General features: G+C 47.4%; 22 protein-coding genes and 2 pseudogenes. 20 read left to right on the top strand and 4 right to left on the bottom strand.

Annotation, left to right across the window (positions count from 1 at the left end; all coding sequences use genetic code 11):
- Window positions 1-35: 35 nt before the first annotated feature.
- A complete protein-coding gene (locus ACIFQN_RS21795) occupies window positions 36-1,973 on the bottom strand; it encodes a XylR N-terminal domain-containing protein (RefSeq protein WP_429835146.1) in 1,938 nt (645 codons plus the stop codon).
- A gap of 314 nt (window positions 1,974-2,287) precedes the next feature.
- Here ACIFQN_RS21795 and ACIFQN_RS21790 point away from each other — a divergent pair, with 314 nt between their 5' ends.
- Window positions 2,288-2,821: an NADPH-dependent FMN reductase gene (locus ACIFQN_RS21790; RefSeq protein ID WP_429835145.1), complete on the top strand. Its 534-nt coding sequence runs from the start codon at window positions 2,288-2,290 to the stop codon at window positions 2,819-2,821.
- A 21-nt stretch (window positions 2,822-2,842) separates the two neighbouring features.
- On the opposite strand, the gene ACIFQN_RS21785 is transcribed toward ACIFQN_RS21790, so the two are convergent.
- On the bottom strand, window positions 2,843-3,652 hold the full coding sequence (locus tag ACIFQN_RS21785; RefSeq protein WP_429835144.1) for an IclR family transcriptional regulator: 810 nt from the start codon (window positions 3,650-3,652) through the stop codon (window positions 2,843-2,845).
- A 209-nt stretch (window positions 3,653-3,861) separates the two neighbouring features.
- On the opposite strand from ACIFQN_RS21785, the gene ACIFQN_RS21780 reads away from it, so the two are divergent.
- The 7 genes and pseudogenes from ACIFQN_RS21780 to ACIFQN_RS21750 form a co-directional block, all read left to right on the top strand.
- The gene (locus ACIFQN_RS21780; RefSeq protein ID WP_429835143.1) at window positions 3,862-5,337 is read left to right on the top strand and encodes an aldehyde dehydrogenase; all 1,476 of its coding nucleotides are present in this window, start codon (window positions 3,862-3,864) and stop codon (window positions 5,335-5,337) included.
- Window positions 5,338-5,351: 14 nt separating this feature from the next.
- A complete protein-coding gene (locus ACIFQN_RS21775; protein ID WP_429835142.1) occupies window positions 5,352-6,146 on the top strand; it encodes a 2-keto-4-pentenoate hydratase in 795 nt (264 codons plus the stop codon).
- A 24-nt stretch (window positions 6,147-6,170) separates the two neighbouring features.
- Window positions 6,171-7,064, top strand: coding sequence for an acetaldehyde dehydrogenase (acetylating) (locus ACIFQN_RS21770; protein ID WP_429835141.1), 894 nt, complete (start codon window positions 6,171-6,173; stop codon window positions 7,062-7,064).
- Between the two features lie 16 nt (window positions 7,065-7,080).
- Entirely contained in the window at window positions 7,081-8,106 is a 1,026-nt protein-coding gene (gene dmpG / locus ACIFQN_RS21765; protein ID WP_429835140.1) for a 4-hydroxy-2-oxovalerate aldolase, read from the top strand.
- Between the two features lie 15 nt (window positions 8,107-8,121).
- A complete protein-coding gene (locus ACIFQN_RS21760; RefSeq protein ID WP_429835139.1) occupies window positions 8,122-8,904 on the top strand; it encodes a 2-keto-4-pentenoate hydratase in 783 nt (260 codons plus the stop codon).
- Window positions 8,870-9,118 carry a 4-oxalocrotonate tautomerase gene (locus ACIFQN_RS21755; RefSeq protein ID WP_429835138.1) on the top strand — a complete coding sequence of 83 codons (249 nt, stop codon included), beginning with the start codon at window positions 8,870-8,872 and terminating at the stop codon, window positions 9,116-9,118. Before ACIFQN_RS21760 ends, ACIFQN_RS21755 begins: the two co-directional genes overlap by 35 nt.
- A 101-nt stretch (window positions 9,119-9,219) precedes the next feature.
- Window positions 9,220-9,418, top strand: a pseudogene (locus tag ACIFQN_RS21750) (EamA family transporter); the annotation flags it as partial.
- A gap of 4 nt (window positions 9,419-9,422) precedes the next feature.
- On the opposite strand, the pseudogene ACIFQN_RS21745 reads toward ACIFQN_RS21750, so the two are convergent.
- Window positions 9,423-9,734 (bottom strand): annotated as a pseudogene (locus tag ACIFQN_RS21745) (MFS transporter); the annotation flags it as partial.
- 89 nt (window positions 9,735-9,823) lie between these two features.
- A complete protein-coding gene (locus ACIFQN_RS21740) occupies window positions 9,824-10,474 on the bottom strand; it encodes a Crp/Fnr family transcriptional regulator (RefSeq protein ID WP_429835137.1) in 651 nt (216 codons plus the stop codon).
- Between the two features lie 348 nt (window positions 10,475-10,822).
- On the opposite strand from ACIFQN_RS21740, the gene ACIFQN_RS21735 reads away from it, so the two are divergent.
- The 12 genes from ACIFQN_RS21735 to ACIFQN_RS21680 all read left to right on the top strand — a co-directional run bounded on the left by ACIFQN_RS21735 (window position 10,823) and on the right by ACIFQN_RS21680 (window position 21,481).
- Window positions 10,823-12,298, top strand: a complete 1,476-nt coding sequence (locus ACIFQN_RS21735; protein ID WP_429835136.1) for a 4-hydroxyphenylacetate 3-hydroxylase family protein — start codon at window positions 10,823-10,825, stop codon at window positions 12,296-12,298.
- A gap of 68 nt (window positions 12,299-12,366) precedes the next feature.
- A complete protein-coding gene (locus ACIFQN_RS21730) occupies window positions 12,367-12,891 on the top strand; it encodes an FAD synthetase (RefSeq protein WP_429835209.1) in 525 nt (174 codons plus the stop codon).
- 44 nt (window positions 12,892-12,935) lie between these two features.
- Window positions 12,936-13,511, top strand: coding sequence for an NADPH-dependent FMN reductase (locus tag ACIFQN_RS21725; RefSeq protein ID WP_429835135.1), 576 nt, complete (start codon window positions 12,936-12,938; stop codon window positions 13,509-13,511).
- Entirely contained in the window at window positions 13,508-14,044 is a 537-nt protein-coding gene (locus tag ACIFQN_RS21720) for a 3-hydroxyanthranilate 3,4-dioxygenase (protein ID WP_429835134.1), read from the top strand. The genes ACIFQN_RS21725 and ACIFQN_RS21720 overlap by 4 nt, the downstream gene beginning before the upstream one ends.
- Window positions 14,035-15,036 (top strand): amidohydrolase family protein, encoded by a 1,002-nt coding sequence (locus ACIFQN_RS21715; protein ID WP_429835208.1) that lies wholly within the window; start codon window positions 14,035-14,037, stop codon window positions 15,034-15,036. Before ACIFQN_RS21720 ends, ACIFQN_RS21715 begins: the two co-directional genes overlap by 10 nt.
- Before the next feature lie 4 nt (window positions 15,037-15,040).
- On the top strand, window positions 15,041-15,502 hold the full coding sequence (locus tag ACIFQN_RS21710) for a RidA family protein (RefSeq protein WP_429835133.1): 462 nt from the start codon (window positions 15,041-15,043) through the stop codon (window positions 15,500-15,502).
- A 10-nt stretch (window positions 15,503-15,512) separates the two neighbouring features.
- Window positions 15,513-16,982, top strand: a complete 1,470-nt coding sequence (locus tag ACIFQN_RS21705; RefSeq protein WP_429835132.1) for an aldehyde dehydrogenase — start codon at window positions 15,513-15,515, stop codon at window positions 16,980-16,982.
- 28 nt (window positions 16,983-17,010) lie between these two features.
- On the top strand, window positions 17,011-17,790 hold the full coding sequence (locus ACIFQN_RS21700; RefSeq protein WP_429835131.1) for a 2-keto-4-pentenoate hydratase: 780 nt from the start codon (window positions 17,011-17,013) through the stop codon (window positions 17,788-17,790).
- A 15-nt stretch (window positions 17,791-17,805) separates the two neighbouring features.
- On the top strand, window positions 17,806-18,687 hold the full coding sequence (locus ACIFQN_RS21695) for an acetaldehyde dehydrogenase (acetylating) (protein ID WP_429835130.1): 882 nt from the start codon (window positions 17,806-17,808) through the stop codon (window positions 18,685-18,687).
- The gene (dmpG, locus tag ACIFQN_RS21690; protein WP_429835129.1) at window positions 18,684-19,712 is read left to right on the top strand and encodes a 4-hydroxy-2-oxovalerate aldolase; all 1,029 of its coding nucleotides are present in this window, start codon (window positions 18,684-18,686) and stop codon (window positions 19,710-19,712) included. The genes ACIFQN_RS21695 and dmpG (ACIFQN_RS21690) overlap by 4 nt, the downstream gene beginning before the upstream one ends.
- A 2-nt stretch (window positions 19,713-19,714) precedes the next feature.
- Entirely contained in the window at window positions 19,715-20,503 is a 789-nt protein-coding gene (locus ACIFQN_RS21685; protein WP_429835128.1) for a 2-keto-4-pentenoate hydratase, read from the top strand.
- 150 nt (window positions 20,504-20,653) lie between these two features.
- Entirely contained in the window at window positions 20,654-21,481 is an 828-nt protein-coding gene (locus tag ACIFQN_RS21680; RefSeq protein WP_429835126.1) for a PaaX family transcriptional regulator, read from the top strand.
- Window positions 21,482-21,541 lie beyond the last annotated feature (60 nt).

The raw sequence follows: 21,541 nt of genomic DNA, 5'->3' as shown, positions 1-21,541 counted from the left end.
GTGGGGAATCCAAGGAATGGGCATACGTCCCATTCCTATTTGCTGATTTTATGAAATTGAATCTTTCCTAGCACAAGGTAAATTTCCAACGCCATCTGGATCTCGAATCTCGTTGTAGATTGGCTCACATCGATCCCCGATAATTCTTGTATGCGTCCCAGCCTGTAGCGCATGCCGCTAATAGAAACGTTCATGAATCGAGCCGTTTTGTACAGGTTGCATTCATTATTTAAATAGTTGTAGAGGGTTTGCAAGAATTCACTGGAATACTGCTGGTCGTATTCATAGAGCTGTCCTAGAAGCTTGGAAGCGTAGCGTTCCAATTCATCGGGTCTTTTGGCATCGAGTAATATGGCGAGGTGGCCAAGCTCGGAAGAGAGTACGACCTGGTTGTCCTGCCTTTTGATTTTGGCAATCTCGATCGCTTTCAAAGAATCGTTGAATGAATCATTCAGCTGCGTGATATCTTTGCAACAATCACTGATGCCAAGAACGATTTTTAAGGGCTGGACGATGTTTCCCAAGCGTTTCAAAAGTCCTTCTCCGTATTTTTTGACGGGCATGTACTGTTTTTTGATCAATGACTCAGGGACAAGGGCATGGATGCGATCCAAGCGACTTGACAACAATATTTTTTCGTCCAAGATGGATGCATCCTTCAACAGGTAATTGATGATATCATCCCTTTTCGCAGTAATGGCATGCTCATTCTCTAGCTGCATACAGGGGTCTTCCAAACGAAAAATAAAAACATAGTGCGGTTGCCTCAGATTATATCCGAGATAGGAAAGCTTTTTCGCAGCGTAGGAATTCTCCACGGGTTGAGTAAGAAGCTGGTCCAGCAGCTCTCCCATCATTCGCTGCTCCGTTTCAATCGCCGTTTTCTCATTCAACATTTGGAAAGCACAAATATTGGCTGTTTGCTCGAGAAAAGCGGCTTCGAGCTCCCCAACCTCCCCTTCATTTTTTATCACGGAAATGAATCCATAGGTCTGATTGCGGATCACAATAGGGATTGTAAGCCGTTTATGGGGGAAAGGAAAAGGTTCATGCAAATCAAACTCTGTTGCGCAGTGCTCCTGGAACATTCTGTTGATGCTTCCCAATTGACTATCGGATAGCGCTTTTTTGTTTTCCATCAGAGATTTCAGAGAGTACCCGGTTACATCGCCAAACCCAGCAATCGTTTCAAAATGCTGGTTTTCCAGCAGCACGCTACAGTTTAAGGTTGTTCCTAAAATTTCGGCAATGGCATCCAAACCTTTCCCTTGAAGTACGATCTGCGTAAGGCTTTGACTGAGGGTGCCTGCTCTTTTTAAAACCTCCCGCTGCTTTTCAATACGCTTGTAGGCTCTGTCCAGTTCGTCCCCGATATCCTCTTGCTCATAATCTACCAGCTCGTCGGCAATCTCGTCTCCCCAGAGCTCAACCGTTTTCCCTACAAAGCGGCAATGTTCATCGCCCTTACCGGCACATGCTACTTCCTTGAAGATGATTCTCTTCCCAAAAGATTCACTGCAGTATCCCCCGGCATATCCCACCAGGAAGTAGCAAACGGGTTCATGGTGATGGCTGAAATACTTCAAATATTGAGTGGCTTCATAGGAGTTAAACCAATATCCTTCCACATCGAAGATTCCCTTTTTTATTTGAATATTCAGCTTGATTGGAACGGAAGAAACGCGGCCAGAGATATCGTGCATCTTCGAGCCGGCAAGCACCCATTCCTTGTCATCTTCCCACTGGAACATATTCTTGAAGATTCTTGCTTCGTGAACGCCGCAATGCCACCCATAGCGGAGCAAGAAGCGCTTTGCTCTTTCGATGCCGAGCGCCATAATCAGATCGCGGATCAGCGCTCCCCAGGCTTCGGCACTTGAGATGATCATGCGATGTAGTCGCAGAAAATCTCCATCCTTGTCATGTAATTCAAGCATATCGTTTAAGGTTATATCGCTTGCCTTTTTTGTCATAGATATCCCCTCTCTAAAAGGTCTTTTCGGAAAAAGAATGTGGAGAGAAACCACCTGTTTCTTCCAAAGTAAAGGAATTTTCGTGAGATAGGACAGAAAATTTCGTAAATTTCCACTACAGGGAAGCAACGCAAGCTATTTTTATCTGAATCATAACATACGGAGAAAAAATATTAAGGTGTGAATCGTACACGAATTAATCGAATCACTGTACGAAAAGTACATTATGGAATAGTCGGACGATTGCTAATATAAAGTCAAGCGTGAGGAAAGGCATGGCTGCAACGCATAAATCTAAAAGGGGAGCTTTGCAAATGAAGCTATTGGGGATTTCAGGAACACTAACGGGTTCGAAGACGCTAGCAGTCGTCAATCAGGTATTGGGAGAAGCGAAAAAGCAGCATGAGGAAATAGAAGTGGAACTCTTGGACTTGAAACAGTATGATGTTCAGTTTTGTGACGGAAGGGATCCTTCCACCTACAACGAGGACACGAGGGCCGTTATTGATCGCGTTTTATCAGCTGACTTTTATATCATTGGTACCCCGATTTTCCAAGGTTCCTTGACGGGTGCATTAAAAAATCTGTTTGATTTGATACCACCTGCTGCCCTAAGAAACAAAGTCATCGGGTTTGTTGCTACAGGGGGGACTTGGCAGCATTTCTTAGTCATCGAAAATCAGTTGAAACCGATTGCAGGATACTTTCGAGCTTACGTTGCTCCAAGCTATGTTTACGTTCACAATGAGCACTTCAACAAGACGAATGAGATTGTTGATCAGGATGTCATAGACAGGATATCGCAGCTTGCCCAAGAGGTTGTATTTATGCACAAGGCTCTGAAATAAACCTATTCGGTATACCTGATGCTATTTGGAACGGTCTGGTCGATAGGAAATTTTCTTGATGTAACCGAGATTTTCGGAGATTTCCATCGCCGCCCTCATGACTTCCTTGGAATAATCAGGGAACAGATTGCTGTTCATTCGTTGAATTGGCCCGACGATAGATAAAGCGGCGAATACGTGCCCCGTATAATCGCGCACAGGTGCGGCAATAGATACTGCATCCTCATTTAATTCTCCCATACTAACGGCAAATCCATTTTGTTTAATTGCTTTTAGATGATCCCGAAATTCGGAAGGAATCGTGATCGTTTTGTCCGTGTAGGGAATAAGTCCTTCGGAGATGACTTGTTCAATCACTTCGCTATCCTGATAGGCGAGAATGGCTTTGCCGCAGCCTGTGCAGTAAGGCGGGTTATTTTTTCCTATGTCCGTCAAAATAGAAGTGGGGCGCTTGGTTTCTACTTTGTGCAAATAGACCACGTTGGTTCCTTCCAGAATGCCAATGTGTGCCGTTTCTCCTACTTTCTCTACTAATTTCTCCAGGACTGGAAGGGATTCCCTGTGAATTTCAAGATGATTGGTGACGACCCTACTAAGGCCGAGCAGAGAGACACCTAAACGGTATTTTTGTGTAGACGGATCTTTGACCACAAATCCCTGCTGAGACAGAGTGGCAACCAAACGCTGTACGGAGCTTTTGCTAAGCGCAAGCTCCTTTGCCAGCTCTCGAATTCCTTTTTCCGGTTCTTCGAGGGTGAAAGCACGCATAATGCGAAGGGCATTCGTTACGGAAGAAAGCAGGTGCTCTTGTTTCGCTGGTTTTTCAGTCATGGCAGTTGTCCTTTCAGATAGCCAATCCAATAGGATTTGGGTGAAGTGACATCATTATACAATGATTTTCTATTTTGAAAAATCTTTTCTTGTCCCGTTATCCGGGACATGCGGCTTATGTTACCTTTTTGGCTGGTATAAGATGATGTCAGAAAAAACATCCAGTCATCACCAATAAACGCAAAAGCTAAATTATGGGAGGGAATTTTATGCAACTCATAACTGGGCAAACCATTCAAAAAAAGCCGATCGATTGTCTTCACTTTATTAACGGGGAGTATCAATCTTCGGTGAATTACAAGACTTTTCAAAACATTAACCCGGCGAACGAAGAAGTACTAGGAACCGTAGCGGAAGGCGGAGCAGAAGAAATTGATCTTGCGGTTCAGGCAGCGAAGAAAGCGCTAAAGGGTCCATGGAAGAACATGACCGCAAATGATCGTGCGGCAGTCATTCGACGCATCGGAGATATCATCCTGGAAAGAAAGGATGAGCTGGCAGCACTCGAATCCCTGGATACAGGAAAACCGATTTGGCTCTCCAGCAGCATCGATATTCCCAGAGCGGCTTACAACTTCCACTTCTTCGCAGACTACATGAGATCGCTCGGAACCGAAGCATACCAAACCGATGATGTGGCGCTCAACTATTCGATCCGTCGCCCGGTTGGAGTAGTAGGACTGATCAATCCGTGGAATCTTCCGTTGCTCTTGTTGACTTGGAAGCTGGCACCGTGCCTGGCTGCAGGTAATACATGCGTCATCAAGCCAGCTGAATTGACCCCAATGACGGCAACATTGCTAGGGGAAATTTGCCGCGAAGCAGGGGTGCCGGACGGCGTTGTGAATATCGTTCACGGGTTTGGCCCTAATTCTGCGGGCTCCGCGCTTTCGGAACATCCGGATGTCGATGCGATCTCCTTTACAGGGGAGACGACAACTGGAAAAGTGATCATGGCAGCTGCTGCGAAGACGTTGAAGCGCCTCTCCTATGAGCTGGGCGGAAAGAATCCGAACATCATTTTCGCTGACTCTGATCTGGATGAGGTTATCGAAACCACCATGAAGTCGAGCTTTATTAACCAAGGAGAAGTATGCCTTTGCGGGTCCCGCATTTATGTAGAAAGGCCAGTATATGAGCAGTTTGTGGAGAAGTTCTTGGCAAAAACGAAGGAATTGGTAGTAGGAGATCCGTTCGATCCGAAAACGAAGGTCGGCGCTCTCATCGGAGAAGAACATTATCAGCGCGTGACGAGTTACATCGAACTGGCTAAACAAGAAGGCGGAGAAATCCTGACAGGCGGAAAGCGCCCGGATGGCCAAGACAAAGGATATTATATCGATCCGACCATTATTGTTGGATTAGACCGGAATTGCCGTGTGGTAAACGAGGAAATATTTGGACCGGTAGTTACCGTAATCCCGTTTGATACAGAGGAAGAAGTCATTGAACAGGCCAATGATACTCATTACGGGTTAAGCGCCTCTATTTGGACCAATGACCTTCGCCGCGCTCACCGTGTAGCCGGTCAAATCGAAGCGGGGATTGTATGGGTAAATACCTGGTTCTTGCGTGACTTGCGCACACCATTTGGCGGAATGAAACAGAGCGGTATTGGACGCGAGGGCGGAATGCACAGCTTTGAATTCTACTCAGAGTTAACCAATATCTGCATTAAATTATAAGGGGAGGAAAGAAGATGAGTGTAATAGATCGAGAGCAGGTATACAAATTGGCAGACCACTTGGCTCAGGCGGAAACTACTCGCAAAGGCATCGAGCCCTTTACGGAGCAATATCCAAACCTGTCCGTGAAAGAAGCCTATGAAGTGCAGCTGGTCACCATCGGTCATAAGCTGGAAGCGGGGCAGAAGGTTGTAGGAAAGAAAATCGGATTGACTTCGCTTGCCATGCAGCAGTTACTGGGTGTTGACCAGCCGGACTACGGGCATTTGCTGGACAATATGGTAATCGAAAACGGTAACAAAATCCCCTTCGATCGTGTTCTGCAGCCAAAGGTGGAGGGAGAGATTGCCTTTGTGCTGAAGAAGGATTTGGTTGGACCGAATGTGAAAGAAGCGGATGTGCTTGAAGCAACGGATTACGTCCTACCAGCTTTGGAAATTGTGGACAGCCGAATAGCGGATTGGAAGATCAAGCTCCAGGACACGATTGCCGATAATGCTTCATCTGGACTGTATGTCTTGGGAGGGAAGCCGATCCCAGTCAACCAGGTGAACCTTCCTCAGATTGGGATGGTGTTGTACAAGAATGGAGAAATCGTAAATAGCGGAATCGGTGCCGCTGCTCTGGGGAATCCGGCAACCTGCGTAGCATGGCTGGCGAATCAGCTATTTGAGTTTGGCGTCACGCTGAAAGCGGGGGAAGTGATCCTTTCTGGCGCGTTATCCGCAGCTGTCAGTGCAGAACCAGGAGATTTCTTCCAGGCACGATTTGCCCATTTGGGAGAAGTAAGTGTGAAATTTACGAAATAATGGTGGAGAAAGGCGGACATATACATGGCAAAAGTAAAGGCGGCCATTCTCGGCTCAGGAAATATCGGAACGGATTTGATGCTGAAGCTGCTGCGCTCCGACGTATTGGAATTAACGTGCTTAATCGGGATTGATCCGGATTCGGACGGGTTGCGCCGTGCAAAAGAAATGGGAATTGAAACGATCGATACAGGAATCGAAGGATTTTTGCATCGCCCTGAATTGGCGGATATTGTATTTGACGCGACTTCGGCTAAAGCCCATATTCGTCATGCGAAGAAATTAAAGGAAGCAGGCAAACTGGTACTGGATTTAACTCCTGCTGCAGTTGGGGCGTTGGTAGTGCCGCCCGTCAATCTTCATGAACATCCCGAAGCTGATAACATCAATCTGATCACCTGCGGAGGCCAAGCGACGATTCCCATCGTACATGCGATCAACCGGGTAAGTCCGGTGGAATATGCCGAAATCGTAGCGACGATTTCCAGTCGCAGCGCCGGACCGGGTACACGGGCAAACATTGATGAATTTACGCAGACGACATCAAGAGGAATTGAAAAAATTGGAGGAGCAAAAAAGGGAAAAGCCATCATTATCTTAAACCCTGCTGAGCCGCCGATCATAATGCGGGATACGGTTCACGCGTTGGTTGAAGAAGAGACGATGGATGTAGAAGCTATTACCCGCTCAATCCAAGAGATCGTTTTAGAGGTTCAAGCTTACGTTCCTGGTTATCGTCTGCGGACCGAACCGCTATTTGACGGAAATAAGGTAACAGTATTCCTGGAAGTCGAGGGTGCAGGGGATTATTTGCCGAAATATTCCGGAAATTTGGATATCATGACAGCCGCAGCAGTCAAGGTGGCCGAAGAGTGTGCAAAGCGCCAACTGGCAAAGGTTGCAGGGGAAATACGCTAAGAGGAGAGGTTGAATCATGTCAGGTAATCTCAAGATTAAAATTACGGAGGTGGCTCTGCGTGACGGAAGCCATGCTATCGCCCATCAATTTACCGTCGATCAAGTAACGAGAGTCGCGAAAGCACTAGACGAAGCCAAGATGCCCTATATTGAGGTAGCCCACGGCGACGGCTTGGCTGGCTCCTCGCTCCAGTATGGCCTGTCACGAACGAATGAGATGGAACTGATCGAAGCGGCAGTTTCCGTTTGCCAACATACAAAAGTAGCGGTTCTTTTGCTTCCGGGGATCGGTACCGTAAATGAGTTGAAGCATGCAGCTGGCCTTGGCGTGAAGATGGCGAGAATTGCGACCCATGTTACGGAAGCGGACGTATCTGCCCAGCATATCGCGATGTCGAAGGAGCTTGGATTGGAAACAGTAGGGTTCTTAATGATGTCTCATATGGCCCCTGTGGAAAAACTGGTCGAACAAGCTAAGCTGATGGAAAGCTACGGAGCCGACATCGTTTATGTGGTCGATTCAGCAGGCGCCCTGTTGCCGCATGAAGTGAGGGAAAGAATTCGGGCCCTGCGCAATACGCTGACCGTAGAAATTGGATTCCACGGACATAATAACCTCTCTTTGGCGATGGCGAACACGTTGGTCGCGATCGAGGAGGGGGCAACTCGGATTGACGGAAGCGCCCGATGCCTGGGGGCGGGGGCAGGCAACACGCAAACGGAAGTGCTGGTGGCAGTCCTTGATCGGCTAGGCATTGACACCGGAATTGATCTCTATAAAATGATGGATGTAGCTGAGGAGACAGTCGCACCCATTCTCCATACCCCTCAGGAAATCACGAGAGATAGTCTGGTGTTGGGCTATGCAGGCGTATACTCCAGCTTCTTGCTTCATGCCCAAAGAGCCGCCCGGCGATTTGGCCTGGATTCCCGTGACATTCTCGTTGAACTGGGAAAGAGAAAAGTGGTCGGCGGTCAAGAGGATATGATTTTGGATGTCGCAGCGGAAATCGCGAAAAAGAAGACGGAAGCTGCTGGGTGATAGGGAGGAAATAAGATGAAAACCATCGATATTCAACAGTTGGCGCAATACTGTCTGTCGGCAGAGGAAGAAAAACGGGAAATCGTCCGAATCACTGAAGAGTATCCAAATTTGACGGTTGAAGATGCTTACCTGATCCAGGAAGAACTGGTGAATATCAAGCTTGCCCAAGGCAAAAAGATTCTTGGCCCGAAAATGGGGCTAACGAGTCGTCCAAAAATGGTGCAAATGGGTGTAGAAGAGCCGATTTACGGATTTATTTTCGATTACATGAACGTCCCTAATCAGGAAGTAGTTTCCATGTCTGATCTCATCCACCCTAAGGTCGAGGCGGAAATTGCCTTTGTATTGGGAAAAGATATCGAAGGTCCGGGTATAACTGGCGCACAAGTGCTTGCAGCAACCGAATATGTCGTTCCAGCGTTGGAAATCATCGATAGCCGCTACCAAAATTTCAAGTTTACCCTTCCGGATGTCATTGCGGACAATGCGTCTTCATCACGGGTAGTATTCGGTGAAAAGATTCCCTACTCAAATGACCTTGATTTGGAGCTGGTTGGAGTGGCCATCACCATCAATGGCAAGCTGAGAGATTTTGGAACAGGAGCAGCAGTGTTGGGGAATCCGGCACAATCGGTGGCGATGCTGGCAAATATGCTGTCGCGAAAAGGGAAGAAGCTGAAAAAGGGAGAAGTCATTTTAACGGGTGGCATTACAGAGGCTCTCCTGCTAGAGACTGGTGACGCAGTAACCGCGAAGCTGGATGGACTTGGAGAGGTATCCTTCTCCATCAAATAATAAAGGAAGGTGTACAAAAATGCCATTCATTCAAGTGCAAATGATAGCAGGCAGACCTGAGGAAAAAGTGAAGGAATTGATCGCTAACCTTACTTCAACGGTGTGTGAGACACTCGGGGCTCCGAAAGAAAACGTTAGAGTCATTGTTACCGAGGTCCCGAAGTCCCACTGGGGGATTGGGGGAGTACCGGCAGCGGATATTCCGGGGAGATAGCGTATAGAATAGAAGTTCCTTGTCAATTAGAAAGCTTCCGCCATTATTTCGGTGGAAGCTTTTTCGTGTTGATTTTCGGGTCTAAAAAACGGAGGGCAACAATGAAAAACACCTTGATAGGTTCTTTATATTCATCACTCGCCGCTAGTATTTGGGGCGGAATGATGTTGTTGTAAAGTTGTGGTCGATATTGTACCACCACTTGAATGAGTATGGGGAGCCATTATTACATCCACGACACCTGCATTCATGGTCCTGTTTGTACGAATGATCCTTAAAGAAAAAATTACTGCAAAGAAAGCAAGCGACGATGAGCAGGAGAGTATTCAATCGTCAGGGAGGTAGCAAGCGGCATAGCTCCTCCTAGTGCCACCCCTCCAATAAAGCGAAACATACCTAACAGCTCCGGAGTAGTAGCCGCAGCAGACAACCCCATTGTTATCGAAAAAACAGCGATATACGTAATCAGAGACCATTTCCGTCCGATTAGATCAGACAAAGTGCCAATCAGAACATTTCCGATCATCATCCCGATCAGAGCGTAGCTGCCGATGAGGCCAGCATGTACTGGTGTTAACGACCATGTCTGATCTGACAATAAACTGGATAGAACCGAAATAATCTGAAAATAAAAACTATTAACCAATTAACAGTATGGTTGAAAATTTATATAAAGAGAGAAAACACGTGGACTGATTTCTTCCATTACGAAATCGATTCTTGGAAAAAAGCAAGCAACTGAGCAGGCTTTTTAATAATAATCGTCCGTTGCTGAATGTCGATCAGATTGCTTTCTTTCCATTTTTTGAAAATTTTATAAACGGTTATCCGAGTGAGACTTGTAAAGCTAGCGATATCCTGCTGGGTAATAGAAAGGCGATTGCTTTTGCACACCCTTTTCATTTTTAAAAGCGTATAAGCAATTTGTTGCTCGGCTGATAAAGCTGTCAACGTATTTTCTTCAGATAGAATTCTTATTTTTTGATTGAGAGAATTCAAAAACAAGGTAACAAAATCCGGATAGGTGCTGGACAGATGCTTGAAATGCTGAAGGGAGAAGAAATAGACGACGGAATCCTCTGCAGCTATCGCTGTAGAGTAATAAAGGGTGAGATCCAATCCACACTCCCCTAAAAGCTTTCCGGGACCCAGGAACTCCAATATTTTTTCTTGGCCTTCTGGTTTTACGGTAACGGTTTTGATTAATCCTTTAAGCACAAAATAAAAGCCTGAGGCTGATTTTCCTTGTGTAAAAATGATGGATTTACGCTGAAAATACATTCTCTGACCGTATTTGAGATAGGGCTGCCAGAGAGCAGAAAATGGACACTCTGCTTTATCCAATAATGTTGTCATTACTTCCCTCCTCATGAAATAGCATAAACTGTGTACAGTATACGATTAATTAACGGGAAAATAAATATCAAACATTACAGAAAATTCTTTTTATTAGAGTGTACTATGGGCTTACTGATTGCACTACTTTGAAAATATCTCATTAATAATGAATTCCTGCATGTTTATATTCAAAAATAGAATGACCGTTTTGAAACTTCAAAAAAATCAATAAAATGTTAACTGTTTAACAGATAATCACTGAGCTAAATAATATAATTCGAGTACAAGTTGTGATATTGAAACGAAAGGATAAAAAACGAATATTCTATTGAATTGATCCGAAAACAATTTTTAGGAGGAAGCGTCATGGGAATTCGTACAGGTGCTCAGTATATTGCAGCGCTACAATCACGTCAGCCGGAGGTATGGCTGGCAGGCCGAAAAATAACAGATGTGTACAACGAGCCAGTATTCCAGGAACCGATTCATCAAATTGCTCATTTGTACGATCTGCAGCACGATCCGCAGTATCAGGACAAGATCACCCATATTTGCCCGGAAACAGGGGAGCGCGTGAACAATGCGTTTCTGGTTCCTAAAAACTATGAAGATCTACAAGCGCGCAGAGCTGTATTTGAAGTATTTGCAAGAGCAACATTTGGCCTCATGGGCCGTACGCCAGACTTTTTGAATGTTGTGGTGACCTCGTTGTACAGCAACGCAGAATTTCTTGATAAGTATAGTGATCAATGGGCGAATAACATCCGGAACTACTATCGCTATATTCGCGACAACGACCTGTTTTTGACTCATGCCATTATTAATCCGCAAAATGATCGCAGTAAGACTTCGCATGAACAAAAAGAGACCTTTACGCATTTAGGTGCTGTGAAGGAGACGCCCGAAGGATTAGTGGTGAGAGGAGCCAAGATGCTCGCTACCCTTTCGCCCATAACCGATGAAGTCATTATTTATTCCTTCCCGGGATACAAACCGGGCGATGAGCGCTATGCACTTGCATTTGCCATTCCGATTGATACACCCGGTCTTCGTATTCTCTGTCGGGAACCGATGCAGGACGGAAAGCGCTCGCTGTTTGATCACCCATTGGCGTCGAGATTTGAGGAAATGGATGCCGTGCTAGTCTTCCATGATGTGCTGGTCCCTTGGGAACGCGTTTTCCTGTACAACAATGTGGAGGCGGCAAATCTGCTCTATCCCAAAACAGGAATCGCGCAGCAGCCGGCTCACCAGTCTGGCGTTCGCGGATTGATCAAGCTGCAGTTCGCTACAGAAGTTGCTTGCCGACTAGCGGATTCCATTGGGGTCGACGTTTTTTTGAATGTCCAAGATCAGCTTGGAGAGCTAGTCCAATCCGTGGAAACGATCCGGGCATTGCTGAGCGTAGCCGAGTACGAGTATCAACTGAATCCTTTTGGCGAGGCTATGCCGGGTGAGGTATCGCTTGAGACGATTCGCGGTTTACTGCCGAAGATGTATCCGCGTGCGATAGAAGTCATGCAAATCATTGGAGCCGGAGGTCTGCTCATGTCCCCGACAGGTGCTGATTTTGCCCATCCGGATCTCAAGGAAGATATGGAGCACTTCTATGTAGGAAGAGAAGGAGTATCCGCTGAAGAGCGGGTGCAGCTGTTCAAATTGGCGTGGGATCTGTGCGGAGAGGCATTCGGGCAACGTTTGCTTCAGTACGAGCGCTACTATACAGGTGATCCGATTCGCAAAAGAGCCATTTTTTACAACGCATTCAAGCGCAATCACTCATTTGACATGGTTGACGAAGCTCTCAAAATCAATTCGTCTCAACCAGCCATGAAAAAGTAAAGCGAAGCACGCGCCGTCATTTATGGGCGAAAAGGAATAGATAGAGGCCAGAAAAGGGGGTGTGAAAACTGAGAATTCATACAAATGGAACCCTGGGATTAACCAGTTCTGTGATCGCGATCGGCGCTTTCGATGGCGTACATCAAGGGCATCAAGCCGTGATTCGCCGTCTTATTGAACGGAGCAAGAGTCTCGGGGTGCCTAGTGTGGTCTATACGTTTGATCCACCTCCTCGCTTTTATTTTCAAGGCGCACGTGTACTGACGTCCCTTCAGGAAAAAACCGATCGATTGGCAAAGCTGGGTCTTGATCACGCAGTCATCGCTCGTTTTGACGAAAGCTATACGAGGCGACGTGCGATCGATTTTTTAGAAGAGTTAAAGGGCCTTGGTCCTCAGGAAATATTGGTGGGCAACGACTTTCGCTTTGGAAGAAGCAGAGGAGGGGACGTAAATCTCCTCGCCCGGTTTTTTCCAGTTTGCCTCGTGGAGCCCGTTTATTGCGGCGATGGAAAAATGATTTCCTCTACGAGAATACGTCAGTTGCTTTCGCAGGGAGATACCGAACAATCTGTTGCACTATTAGGATGGTAGATCAGATCTGCCAGATCCGTTTAAAGAAATTCGAGGTGACAAGGGTGAAATTAGTAGGGATTTCAGGAACGATTACGGGACGCAAAGTAGGCGTAGTCGTGCAGCAAGTTCTCCAAAAAGTAAAGCAAGCACATCCAGAGGTGGAGGTTGAATTTCTGGATTTGAGCGAGTACGATGTCCAGTTTTGCGATGGACGCGATCCGGCGACGTACACGGGGGACACAAAAAAGGTGATTGATATCGTTTCAGCCGCTGATTTTTACATTATCGGGACTCCCATCTTCCAAGGCTCCTTCACCGGCGCGCTCAAAAACCTGTTTGATTTAGTCCATCCGCAGGCCCTTCGCCATAAAGTGATGGGATTCGTTGCTACAGGTGGGACCTATCAGCACTTTCTGGTGATTGAAAATCAATTGAAGCCAATCGCCGGATACTTTCGCGCTTTTGTGGCACCTAGCTACGTTTACGCTCACAATGACCATTTCAATAAGCAAAATGAAATCGTGGATCAAGAGGTGCTGGATAGAATGACGGACTTGGCGAATGAAGTCGTCTTTATGCAAAAAGCATTAAAAGGAGAAAGGGAAAACCGAATCCAGGAGGGGGAAATGAAGCGATGAGCACTTTCAAAACGATTAATCTCTGGAAATTTATTGAGGAAAACAAAGAACTGCTGAAGCCGCCTGTAAACAATAAAGTAATCTGGAAAGACGCGGAAATTATGGTGCAGGTCATTGGTGGTCCGAACAAACGGCGCGACTTTCACGTGGATCCCTCAGAAGAAGTTTTTTATCAACTGAAGGGAGATGCCTATGTAGAGATCATCAACTACGAAGGCAAACGCGAAGTGATCACCGTGAAAGAAGGCGAAATGTTCTTGCTTCCGCCGAATGTACCGCATTCTCCTCACCGCGTACCTGATACTATCGGGATCGTGATCGAGAGGAACCGTGCAGTAGGCGAGCTGGAGGACTTTGTCTGGTTTTGCGAAAAGTGCGACCATGAAATGCATCGCGTAACAGTACAGCTGACGAATATTGAAGTCCAGGTGAAAGAAGCAATCAATGGATTTAACGGAAGTCAGGACCTTCGCACATGCAAAAATTGTGGACACGCGATGCCGCCGGAAGCGAGTGAGTGGAAATGCGAGTAGATTTCCATACGCATATCATTCCGGAAGATCTTCCGAACCTGGCCGAAAAATATCAAAGTGATCGCTGGCCGACCCTGCATCGGACGTGTGCATGCGGAGCCAATATTATGGTTGCTGGGAAAGTGTTTCGCGAAGTAACGGATCAGGTATGGGATCCGGCCAAGCGAATAGAGGATATGGAGCGAGAAAAGGTAGACATGCAAGTATTGTCGCCTATCCCTGTTACGTTTTCTTACTGGGCACCAGCAGAGGAAGCGGTAGTCATGGCCCGCATCCAAAATGATTTTATCGCAAAGACGGTAGAGGAAAATCCGCAACGTTTTACAGGTCTCGGGACGGTCCCCTTGCAACATACAGAAATCGCCATCCGCGAGATGGACCGCTGCATGCACGAGCTGGGCCTCAAAGGAATTGAGATCGGCTCGAATGTAAATGGAAATAATTTGGACGATCCGTCTCTCATCGAATTTTTCGAAATGGCGGAGAAGTGGGAAGTTCCGCTCTTTATCCACCCGTGGGAGACATTAGGCAGAGAGCGGATGCCTCGCCACAATCTCATGTATACAGTCGGCATGCCTAGTGAGACGGCTTTGGCAGCAGCCAGCTTGATCTTGGGGGGTGTGATTGATAAGTTCCCAGGGCTCAACATTTGTTTTGCCCACGGTGGCGGGTCGTTCCCGTACATTTTGCCTCGTTTGGACAAAGGCTGGAAGGTTTGGCCACATTTGAGGCTGCTTGAACAGCCACCGAGTTATTATGCGAAAAATTTTTACTTTGACTCGTTAGTGAACGACCCGGCCAATCTTCAATTTTTGGTGGATCGCTTTGGTCATGACAAGATTTTGATGGGGTCGGATTACCCCTTCCTGTTAAGAGAAAATCCTCCGGGAGAAGTGATTGACCAGACATTGACGCTAACGGAAGAACAAAAGCGGGCGATGCTCGGAGAAAATGCCCTGCGTTTCTTGCATTTGAAAGAAAAGAGGGGATGACCAAATGAATCATGTGGACGTTACACCTGAACAACGACTACAGGAATTAGGTTTGACCTTGCCTGCACCGCGCCAGGCTGTCGGGAATTACGTCGGATGTGTACGCACAGGTAATCTGATCATTACGGCTGGTCAAGGCACGGATGAATACCGCGGAAAGCTGGGAGCAGATGTCACGATTGAGGTCGGTTATTTGGCAGCCCGGCAGTGCATGCTCAATTTACTAGCTGTGGTGAAACAAGAGCTAGGCGAACTCGGCAAAGTAAAGCGCATTGTCAAAATTTTAGGCTTTGTCAATAGTGATCCCGATTTTACCGATCAACCCAAAGTCATGAATGGAGCATCGGATTTGCTTGTCCAAATCTTCGGGGAAAAAGGCAAGCACGGACGTTCTGCTGTCGGCATGGCGCAGCTGCCGCTGAACAATGCCGTTGAAGTCGAGATGATTCTAGAAGTGGAGGAATAGGAGGATACACATGGGTCAGACCACAAATGTGAGTCGGAAAACGATAAAAAATGCGAAACTGTTCATTGACGGCGAATACGTCGACGCTATCTCGGGGGAGACCTTTGATTCCATCGACCCTTCCACGAATTGCAAGCTGGCGTCTGTCGCCAATGCCAACGAGCAAGATGCGCAAAAGGCGATAGCAGTGGCACAACGTACCTTTGAGAGCGGTGTCTGGAGCAAAATGTCTGTCGATGAAAGGGCCAGCATTCTTTGCAAGATGTCTGACCTCGTCATGGAACGCGTAGATGAGTTGGCAACAGTAGAAACGTTGGATGTAGGGAAGCCGATCAAGGAAAGTCGCGGCTTCGATATACCGCGGGCAGCCGCGAATTTGCGATTCTTTGCGGAAATGGCTAAATATGTCGTCCATGAAAATTACGAGATGAGCAAATTCATGTCCTATGCCAAATACGCTCCGGCTGGTGTGACGAGCTTGATCATTCCGTGGAATCTCCCATTCATGCAGATGACCTGGAAGGCATCCGCAGCATTGGCGGCAGGGAATACGGTTGTGGTGAAGCCTGCTTCCTATACGCCGCTTTCCGCGGTCATGCTCGGTGAGATCGCCAATGAAGCAGGCTTGCCGCCCGGTGTACTCAATATCATTACCGGTCCCGGAGGATCTGTAGGTACGCAGATGTGTACCAATCCTCATGTGCGCCGGATTTCATTTGTAGGTGAATCCAATACCGGAAAAACAGTGATGAAAAACGCAGCCTCCGAGTTAATTCCCGTCTCGCTTGAATTGGGAGGGAAGTCAGCCAATATCGTGTTTGAGGATGCTGATCTGGATGAAGCGGTCCGCGGGTCGATAGAAGCGATTTACAGAAACCAAGGGGAAATTTGCCTCGCTGGCTCCAGGCTGCTGGTTCAGGAAAGCATTTACGATCAGTTCCTGGACAAATTCGTCCAAGCGGCACAAAAGCTCAAAGTGGGCGATCCCATGGACCCAGCCACCGAGATGGGAGCACTTGTGTCCAAAAACCACCTGGAAACAGTGGACGGGTACGTGCAAATCGGTCTTTCCGAAGGTGCCAAGCTCGCGGCAGGCGGAAAACGATTAACAGACTTGGGCGAAGGAAACTACTACGAGCCTACTGTTCTTTATGATGTCGACAATAAAATGCGAGTTGCCCAAGAAGAGATTTTCGGTCCAGTCGTCGTGGTCATTCCCTTTAAAACGGAAGAAGACGCCATTCGCATCGCCAATGACTCCATCTACGGATTGGCCGGCGTGGTATGGACCAATGATTTGCGACGAGCTCACCGGGTGGCGGAACAGGTGCATGCTGGCCTGTTGTGGATCAATTGCTGGTACGTTCGTGATTTGCGCACGCCCTTTGGCGGGTCAAAAGCTAGCGGTATAGGGCGCGAAGGCGGTCGACACAGCTTTGAATTTTATACCGAAGCCAAAACCGTAACGATGAAATTATAGCGAAAACAGGGAAGAAAGGAGCTAGTCTATGAAACTGTCCATTCAAGTACTTGCGGAAGAATTGATGGAGGCAGAGAAAAACAAGCGTCCCATCGCTCCGATTTCAGAGCGTTTTGCGGATATGAGTGTATCGGATGCGTACCACATTCAATTAGAAATCATGAAGCAAAAGCTCGCAGATGGACGGGTGGTCATCGGAAAAAAGGTAGGTCTCACGAGTACGGCTATGCAGCAAATGCTGGGTGTGAATGAACCGGATTATGGACATCTGTTTGATGATATGCGGGTAGGAAATGGCGGAACCATTCAAGTAAGCGACCTGCTCTTTCCGCGAGTAGAGGCAGAAATCGGCTTTATTCTAGGGGAAGACCTGGTCGGTCCAAAGGTCACCTACATGGATGTATTACTGGCTACCAAATATGTGGTGCCTACCCTGGAGATCATAGACAGCCGCATTGCTGATTGGAAGATACGCTTGGTCGACACAGTTGCTGACAACGGATCTTCTGCAAAAGTGGTTGTGGGAGACAGGCAAAGTACGATAGAAGGCTTGGATTTACGGAGCATCGGCATGGTGCTGTATAAGAATGACGAGCTCGTGGCGACAGGATCAGGTGCTGCGGCTCTGGGGCATCCGGCACATGCCATCGCCTGGCTGGCAAACAAACTGCACGAGTTCGGGATTCAACTGAAGGCTGGAGAATTAATCCTCCCGGGGGCGCTATCCGCCGCTCAGAACGTAACGCATGGCGATTCCATCGTAGCCAATTTCGGTCCACTTGGGTCCGTTTCTGTTTCATTTGAGTAAAGGGAGGAAGTCGTGATGAGTAAAGTGAAAGCAGCCATACTCGGTTCCGGAAATATCGGCACCGATCTCATGTATAAGCTGGAGCGAAGTGAGACCATCGAATTGACCGCGATGCTAGGGATTGATCCGGATTCTGACGGACTCAAACGGGCAAAAGAGCGGGGATATCAGGTGTTCGCGACTGGGATTCAAGCGATCATTGACCAACCTGATTTAGCAGACATCGTTTTCGATGCCACTTCAGCAAAAACACATGTGAGGCATGCGAAGGTTTTAAAAGAATTGGGGAAGCTGGCGATTGATCTGACCCCGGCGGCGAGAGGACCTTTTGTCTGTCCGGCTGTTAACTCAGACGCGAATGGAAAGGAAGGAAACGTCAACATGATCACCTGCGGTGGACAGGCGACGATTCCGATCGTGCATGCCATCAATCGGGTAGCCGACGTTTCTTATGCAGAAATCGTTGCGACCATCTCGAGTAAAAGTGCAGGACCTGGCACTCGGGCAAACATTGATGAGTTTACCATTACGACTCGCCGCGGGATTGAAGAGGTGGGTGGTGCTGACCAGGGCAAGGCGATCATCATCCTCAACCCTGCCGAACCCCCTATTCTCATGCGCGACACGATCTATTGCGAAGTAAAGCAGATGGACGAAGCCGCGATTCGTCAATCCGTGCATGACATGATCAAAACCGTCCAGCAATACGTTCCGGGGTATCGTTTGAAACAAGATATCTTATTTGATGAAAAGCGGGTAACGGTTGTCTTGGAAGTAGAAGGGGCAGGGGATTATTTCCCGAATTACGCAGGCAATTTGGACATAATGACTGCCGCAGCAGCACGAGCAGCTGAGGACCTGGCCCGTCATATGCAGGGAGAGGAGTTCTGCTCATGAATCGTAAAACCGACAAACAGGTCAAGATAACCGAAGTATGCTTGCGTGACGGCAGCCACGTCGTTGCCCATCAATATACAGAAGAGCAGGTTCGGTGTGTGACACGCGCTCTGGATGATGCCGGTATGCACTATATTGAAGTGAGTCATGGAGATGGACTTGGCGGTTCTACTCTCCAATACGGCCGTTCCCGTGTGGATGAAATGGAGTTGATCGAAGCTGCGGTAGAAGAATGCAAACAGGCCAAGATTGCCGTGCTCTTGATTCCGGGGATTGGAACTGTGAATGAATTAAAGCAGGCCCATAAGCTGGGAGCGAGCCTGGTTCGGGTCGCGACACATGTGACAGAAGCGGATGTCTCGGCGCAGCACATTTACGCAGCGCGTGAGCTGGGCATGGAAACAGTCGGATTTTTGATGATGGCTCACATGGCTCCAGTGGAGCAGCTGGTGAGTCAGGCCAAATTAATGGAGAGTTACGGGGCCGAGGCTGTGTATGTGACCGATTCGGCTGGTGCTTTGCTGCCTGAACAAGTCCGTGAGCGGATCAGCGCTTTGCGAAAGTCTTTAGACATTGAAGTTGGCTTTCACGCTCATAATAATTTGTCCGTTGCCGTAGCCAATACACTCGTTGCCATTGAAGAGGGAGCTACCCGCATTGATGGAAGCGTACGATGTTTGGGGGCAGGTGCAGGAAATACGCAAACAGAAGTTTTGATCGCGGTCCTGGAGCGTATGGGAATGCACCTTGGCATTGATCTTTACAAAATGATGGACCTTGCCGAAGAAGTCGTGGGGCCGCTGATACCTGACAGTCAGGAGATAAAGAAAGGCAGCCTGGTTCTCGGATATGCCGGTGTCTATTCGAGCTTCTTGCTGCATGCAGAACGAGCAGGCAAACGTTTTGGCATAGATGCACGTGATATCTTGATCGAGCTCGGAAAAAGAAAAGCAGTCGGGGGTCAGGAAGACATGATTCTTGACGTTGCGGCTGAACTGGCGAAAGCGCAAAGGCTGGGGGTGTAATCATGACATTGGCGCAAGGTATGGATCAGGAGATCGTAGACTATCTTCTGTCAGCTGAAAAAGAACGCAGAGAAGTTGAGAAAGTGACAGACAAGTATCCCCAACTGACGTTCGCTGAAGCCTATGCCATTCAGGAAAAGCTGCTTGAGCGCAAAGTGCAGGAAGGCGCAAGAATCATTGGGTTGAAGCTAGGGTTAACCAGTCGTGCCAAACAACAAATGATGGGTGTTCACGAGGCCATCTACGGGTATATTACTGATGAAATGCTTGCCTTGGAATGGCAGCCCTTGGAGTTTGACCAGCTCATTCATCCAAAAGCGGAACCGGAAATAGCCTTTTTCATGGGGGAAGATCTTCAAGGAACGAACATCACTTCTGAAGAAGTACTGGCAGCGACCAAATATGTGGCTCCGGCAATCGAGGTCATCGACAGCCGCTACCTCAACTTCCGATTCACGCTCGCCGATGTGATTGCCGACAATTGTTCCTCCGCCAGGTTTGTAGTAGGAAGCCATTGGGTTTCGCCGAAAAGTCTGGATTTGGGGAATCTTGGAATGGTTCTGTCCAAAAACGGGGAAGTAGCGCAAGTTGGGGCAAGTGCAGCCGTTTTGGGTCATCCGGGGGCTTCTGTAGCTTGGGCAGTCAACAAGCTTGGGGAAGTCGGAAAGGGCGTAAAAAAAGGAGATATCATCCTTAGTGGAGCGATCTCAGAAGCGATCAGCTTCCAATCTGGCGACACCATTCATGCTCAATTTGCGGAATTAGGGAGCGTTTCGTTTTCTTGCAAATAGAGAAAAAAATGGAATTTGGGTTACGGACAGCGCGTAGCAGCTTTGGTTGCTAAGCGCTTTTTGCATGTCCGATTTGGGCGTCATTTTGCGTCCTAGCATTCTAGCGAAGACTTTGATACAATTTTTGCATCATAATGGGGATTTTACGAAATGGTGGTGGAGTATCAGTTGCAGGTACGCTCGGCATTTTTTACGATCTTTGGGGATTATATTCGCAAAGATAATGGAATGATTACGATGCCAGAACTAATCAAACTGTTAGGCGCTCTTGAGTTTTCTGAAGAAGCCGTTAAAGCTGCCATTTTTCGCATGAGGCATCAGCAAATTGTTCTTTCGAAGCGTCAGGATGGTGTAACCTACTATTCTCTCTCCGATGAAGGGATAGAGAAAATGGATGAAGGCTTGCGACGTACGTTTCGAGAGGTAGATACAATCAATTGGGACGGATGGTGGAGAGTTCTCGTCTATTCGATACCGGAGAAAAACAGACAGCTTCGTGACCAGCTGCGCAAAGAACTGGCTTGGCATGGGTTTGGTCAGTTAACACCGGGCACATGGATAACGCCGTATAATTTATTCGATCCGATCAAGCGAGTCATTAAAACGTATCAGATGGAACATTTTATTCAGATGTTTGAATCCAGACATATTGGACCAGGAAGCAATCAATCTTTGGTCGAACAAGCATGGGAAATGGATTCGATTAATTTAAAATACACAGAATTTATAAACAAATACGAACCTCGTTACCTGGCTTTTTTACAGGAAAAAGAACAGTGGGATGATCACCGGACTTTTGCCGAACGTGTGAACCTTGTTCATGAATATCGAATGTTTCTTCATATTGACCCTGAGCTGCCCATTGAACTATTGCATGTAAACTGGGTAGGGGAAGAAGCCCGTCATCTGTTTCGGAAATATTATGGAGTGCTTACTGCCGGAGCCGTCAGCTTTTACAAACATGTTCGAAAAAGATAGTAAATAAGCGAAAAAACCAAAACTATTTTTTTGTTACATTTAGACGATTTGGGTGGTGAA

This window comes from Brevibacillus sp. NRS-1366 (genome assembly GCF_050467985.1).
The sequence above is the reverse complement of the archived record's forward strand: the minus strand, read 5'-3'. Positions and strand labels throughout refer to the sequence as shown.

Coding starts and splice junctions, on each gene's coding strand:
- ACIFQN_RS21795 (WP_429835146.1), bottom strand. CDS start 1,973: ATGACAAAAAAGGCAAGCGATATAACCTTAAACGATATGCTTGAATTA.
- ACIFQN_RS21790 (WP_429835145.1), top strand. CDS start 2,288: ATGAAGCTATTGGGGATTTCAGGAACACTAACGGGTTCGAAGACGCTA.
- ACIFQN_RS21785 (WP_429835144.1), bottom strand. CDS start 3,652: ATGACTGAAAAACCAGCGAAACAAGAGCACCTGCTTTCTTCCGTAACG.
- ACIFQN_RS21780 (WP_429835143.1), top strand. CDS start 3,862: ATGCAACTCATAACTGGGCAAACCATTCAAAAAAAGCCGATCGATTGT.
- ACIFQN_RS21775 (WP_429835142.1), top strand. CDS start 5,352: ATGAGTGTAATAGATCGAGAGCAGGTATACAAATTGGCAGACCACTTG.
- ACIFQN_RS21770 (WP_429835141.1), top strand. CDS start 6,171: ATGGCAAAAGTAAAGGCGGCCATTCTCGGCTCAGGAAATATCGGAACG.
- dmpG (WP_429835140.1), top strand. CDS start 7,081: ATGTCAGGTAATCTCAAGATTAAAATTACGGAGGTGGCTCTGCGTGAC.
- ACIFQN_RS21760 (WP_429835139.1), top strand. CDS start 8,122: ATGAAAACCATCGATATTCAACAGTTGGCGCAATACTGTCTGTCGGCA.
- ACIFQN_RS21755 (WP_429835138.1), top strand. CDS start 8,870: ATGGACTTGGAGAGGTATCCTTCTCCATCAAATAATAAAGGAAGGTGT.
- ACIFQN_RS21740 (WP_429835137.1), bottom strand. CDS start 10,474: ATGACAACATTATTGGATAAAGCAGAGTGTCCATTTTCTGCTCTCTGG.
- ACIFQN_RS21735 (WP_429835136.1), top strand. CDS start 10,823: ATGGGAATTCGTACAGGTGCTCAGTATATTGCAGCGCTACAATCACGT.
- ACIFQN_RS21720 (WP_429835134.1), top strand. CDS start 13,508: ATGAGCACTTTCAAAACGATTAATCTCTGGAAATTTATTGAGGAAAAC.
- ACIFQN_RS21715 (WP_429835208.1), top strand. CDS start 14,035: ATGCGAGTAGATTTCCATACGCATATCATTCCGGAAGATCTTCCGAAC.
- ACIFQN_RS21710 (WP_429835133.1), top strand. CDS start 15,041: ATGAATCATGTGGACGTTACACCTGAACAACGACTACAGGAATTAGGT.
- ACIFQN_RS21705 (WP_429835132.1), top strand. CDS start 15,513: ATGGGTCAGACCACAAATGTGAGTCGGAAAACGATAAAAAATGCGAAA.
- ACIFQN_RS21700 (WP_429835131.1), top strand. CDS start 17,011: ATGAAACTGTCCATTCAAGTACTTGCGGAAGAATTGATGGAGGCAGAG.
- ACIFQN_RS21695 (WP_429835130.1), top strand. CDS start 17,806: ATGAGTAAAGTGAAAGCAGCCATACTCGGTTCCGGAAATATCGGCACC.
- dmpG (WP_429835129.1), top strand. CDS start 18,684: ATGAATCGTAAAACCGACAAACAGGTCAAGATAACCGAAGTATGCTTG.
- ACIFQN_RS21685 (WP_429835128.1), top strand. CDS start 19,715: ATGACATTGGCGCAAGGTATGGATCAGGAGATCGTAGACTATCTTCTG.
- ACIFQN_RS21680 (WP_429835126.1), top strand. CDS start 20,654: ATGGTGGTGGAGTATCAGTTGCAGGTACGCTCGGCATTTTTTACGATC.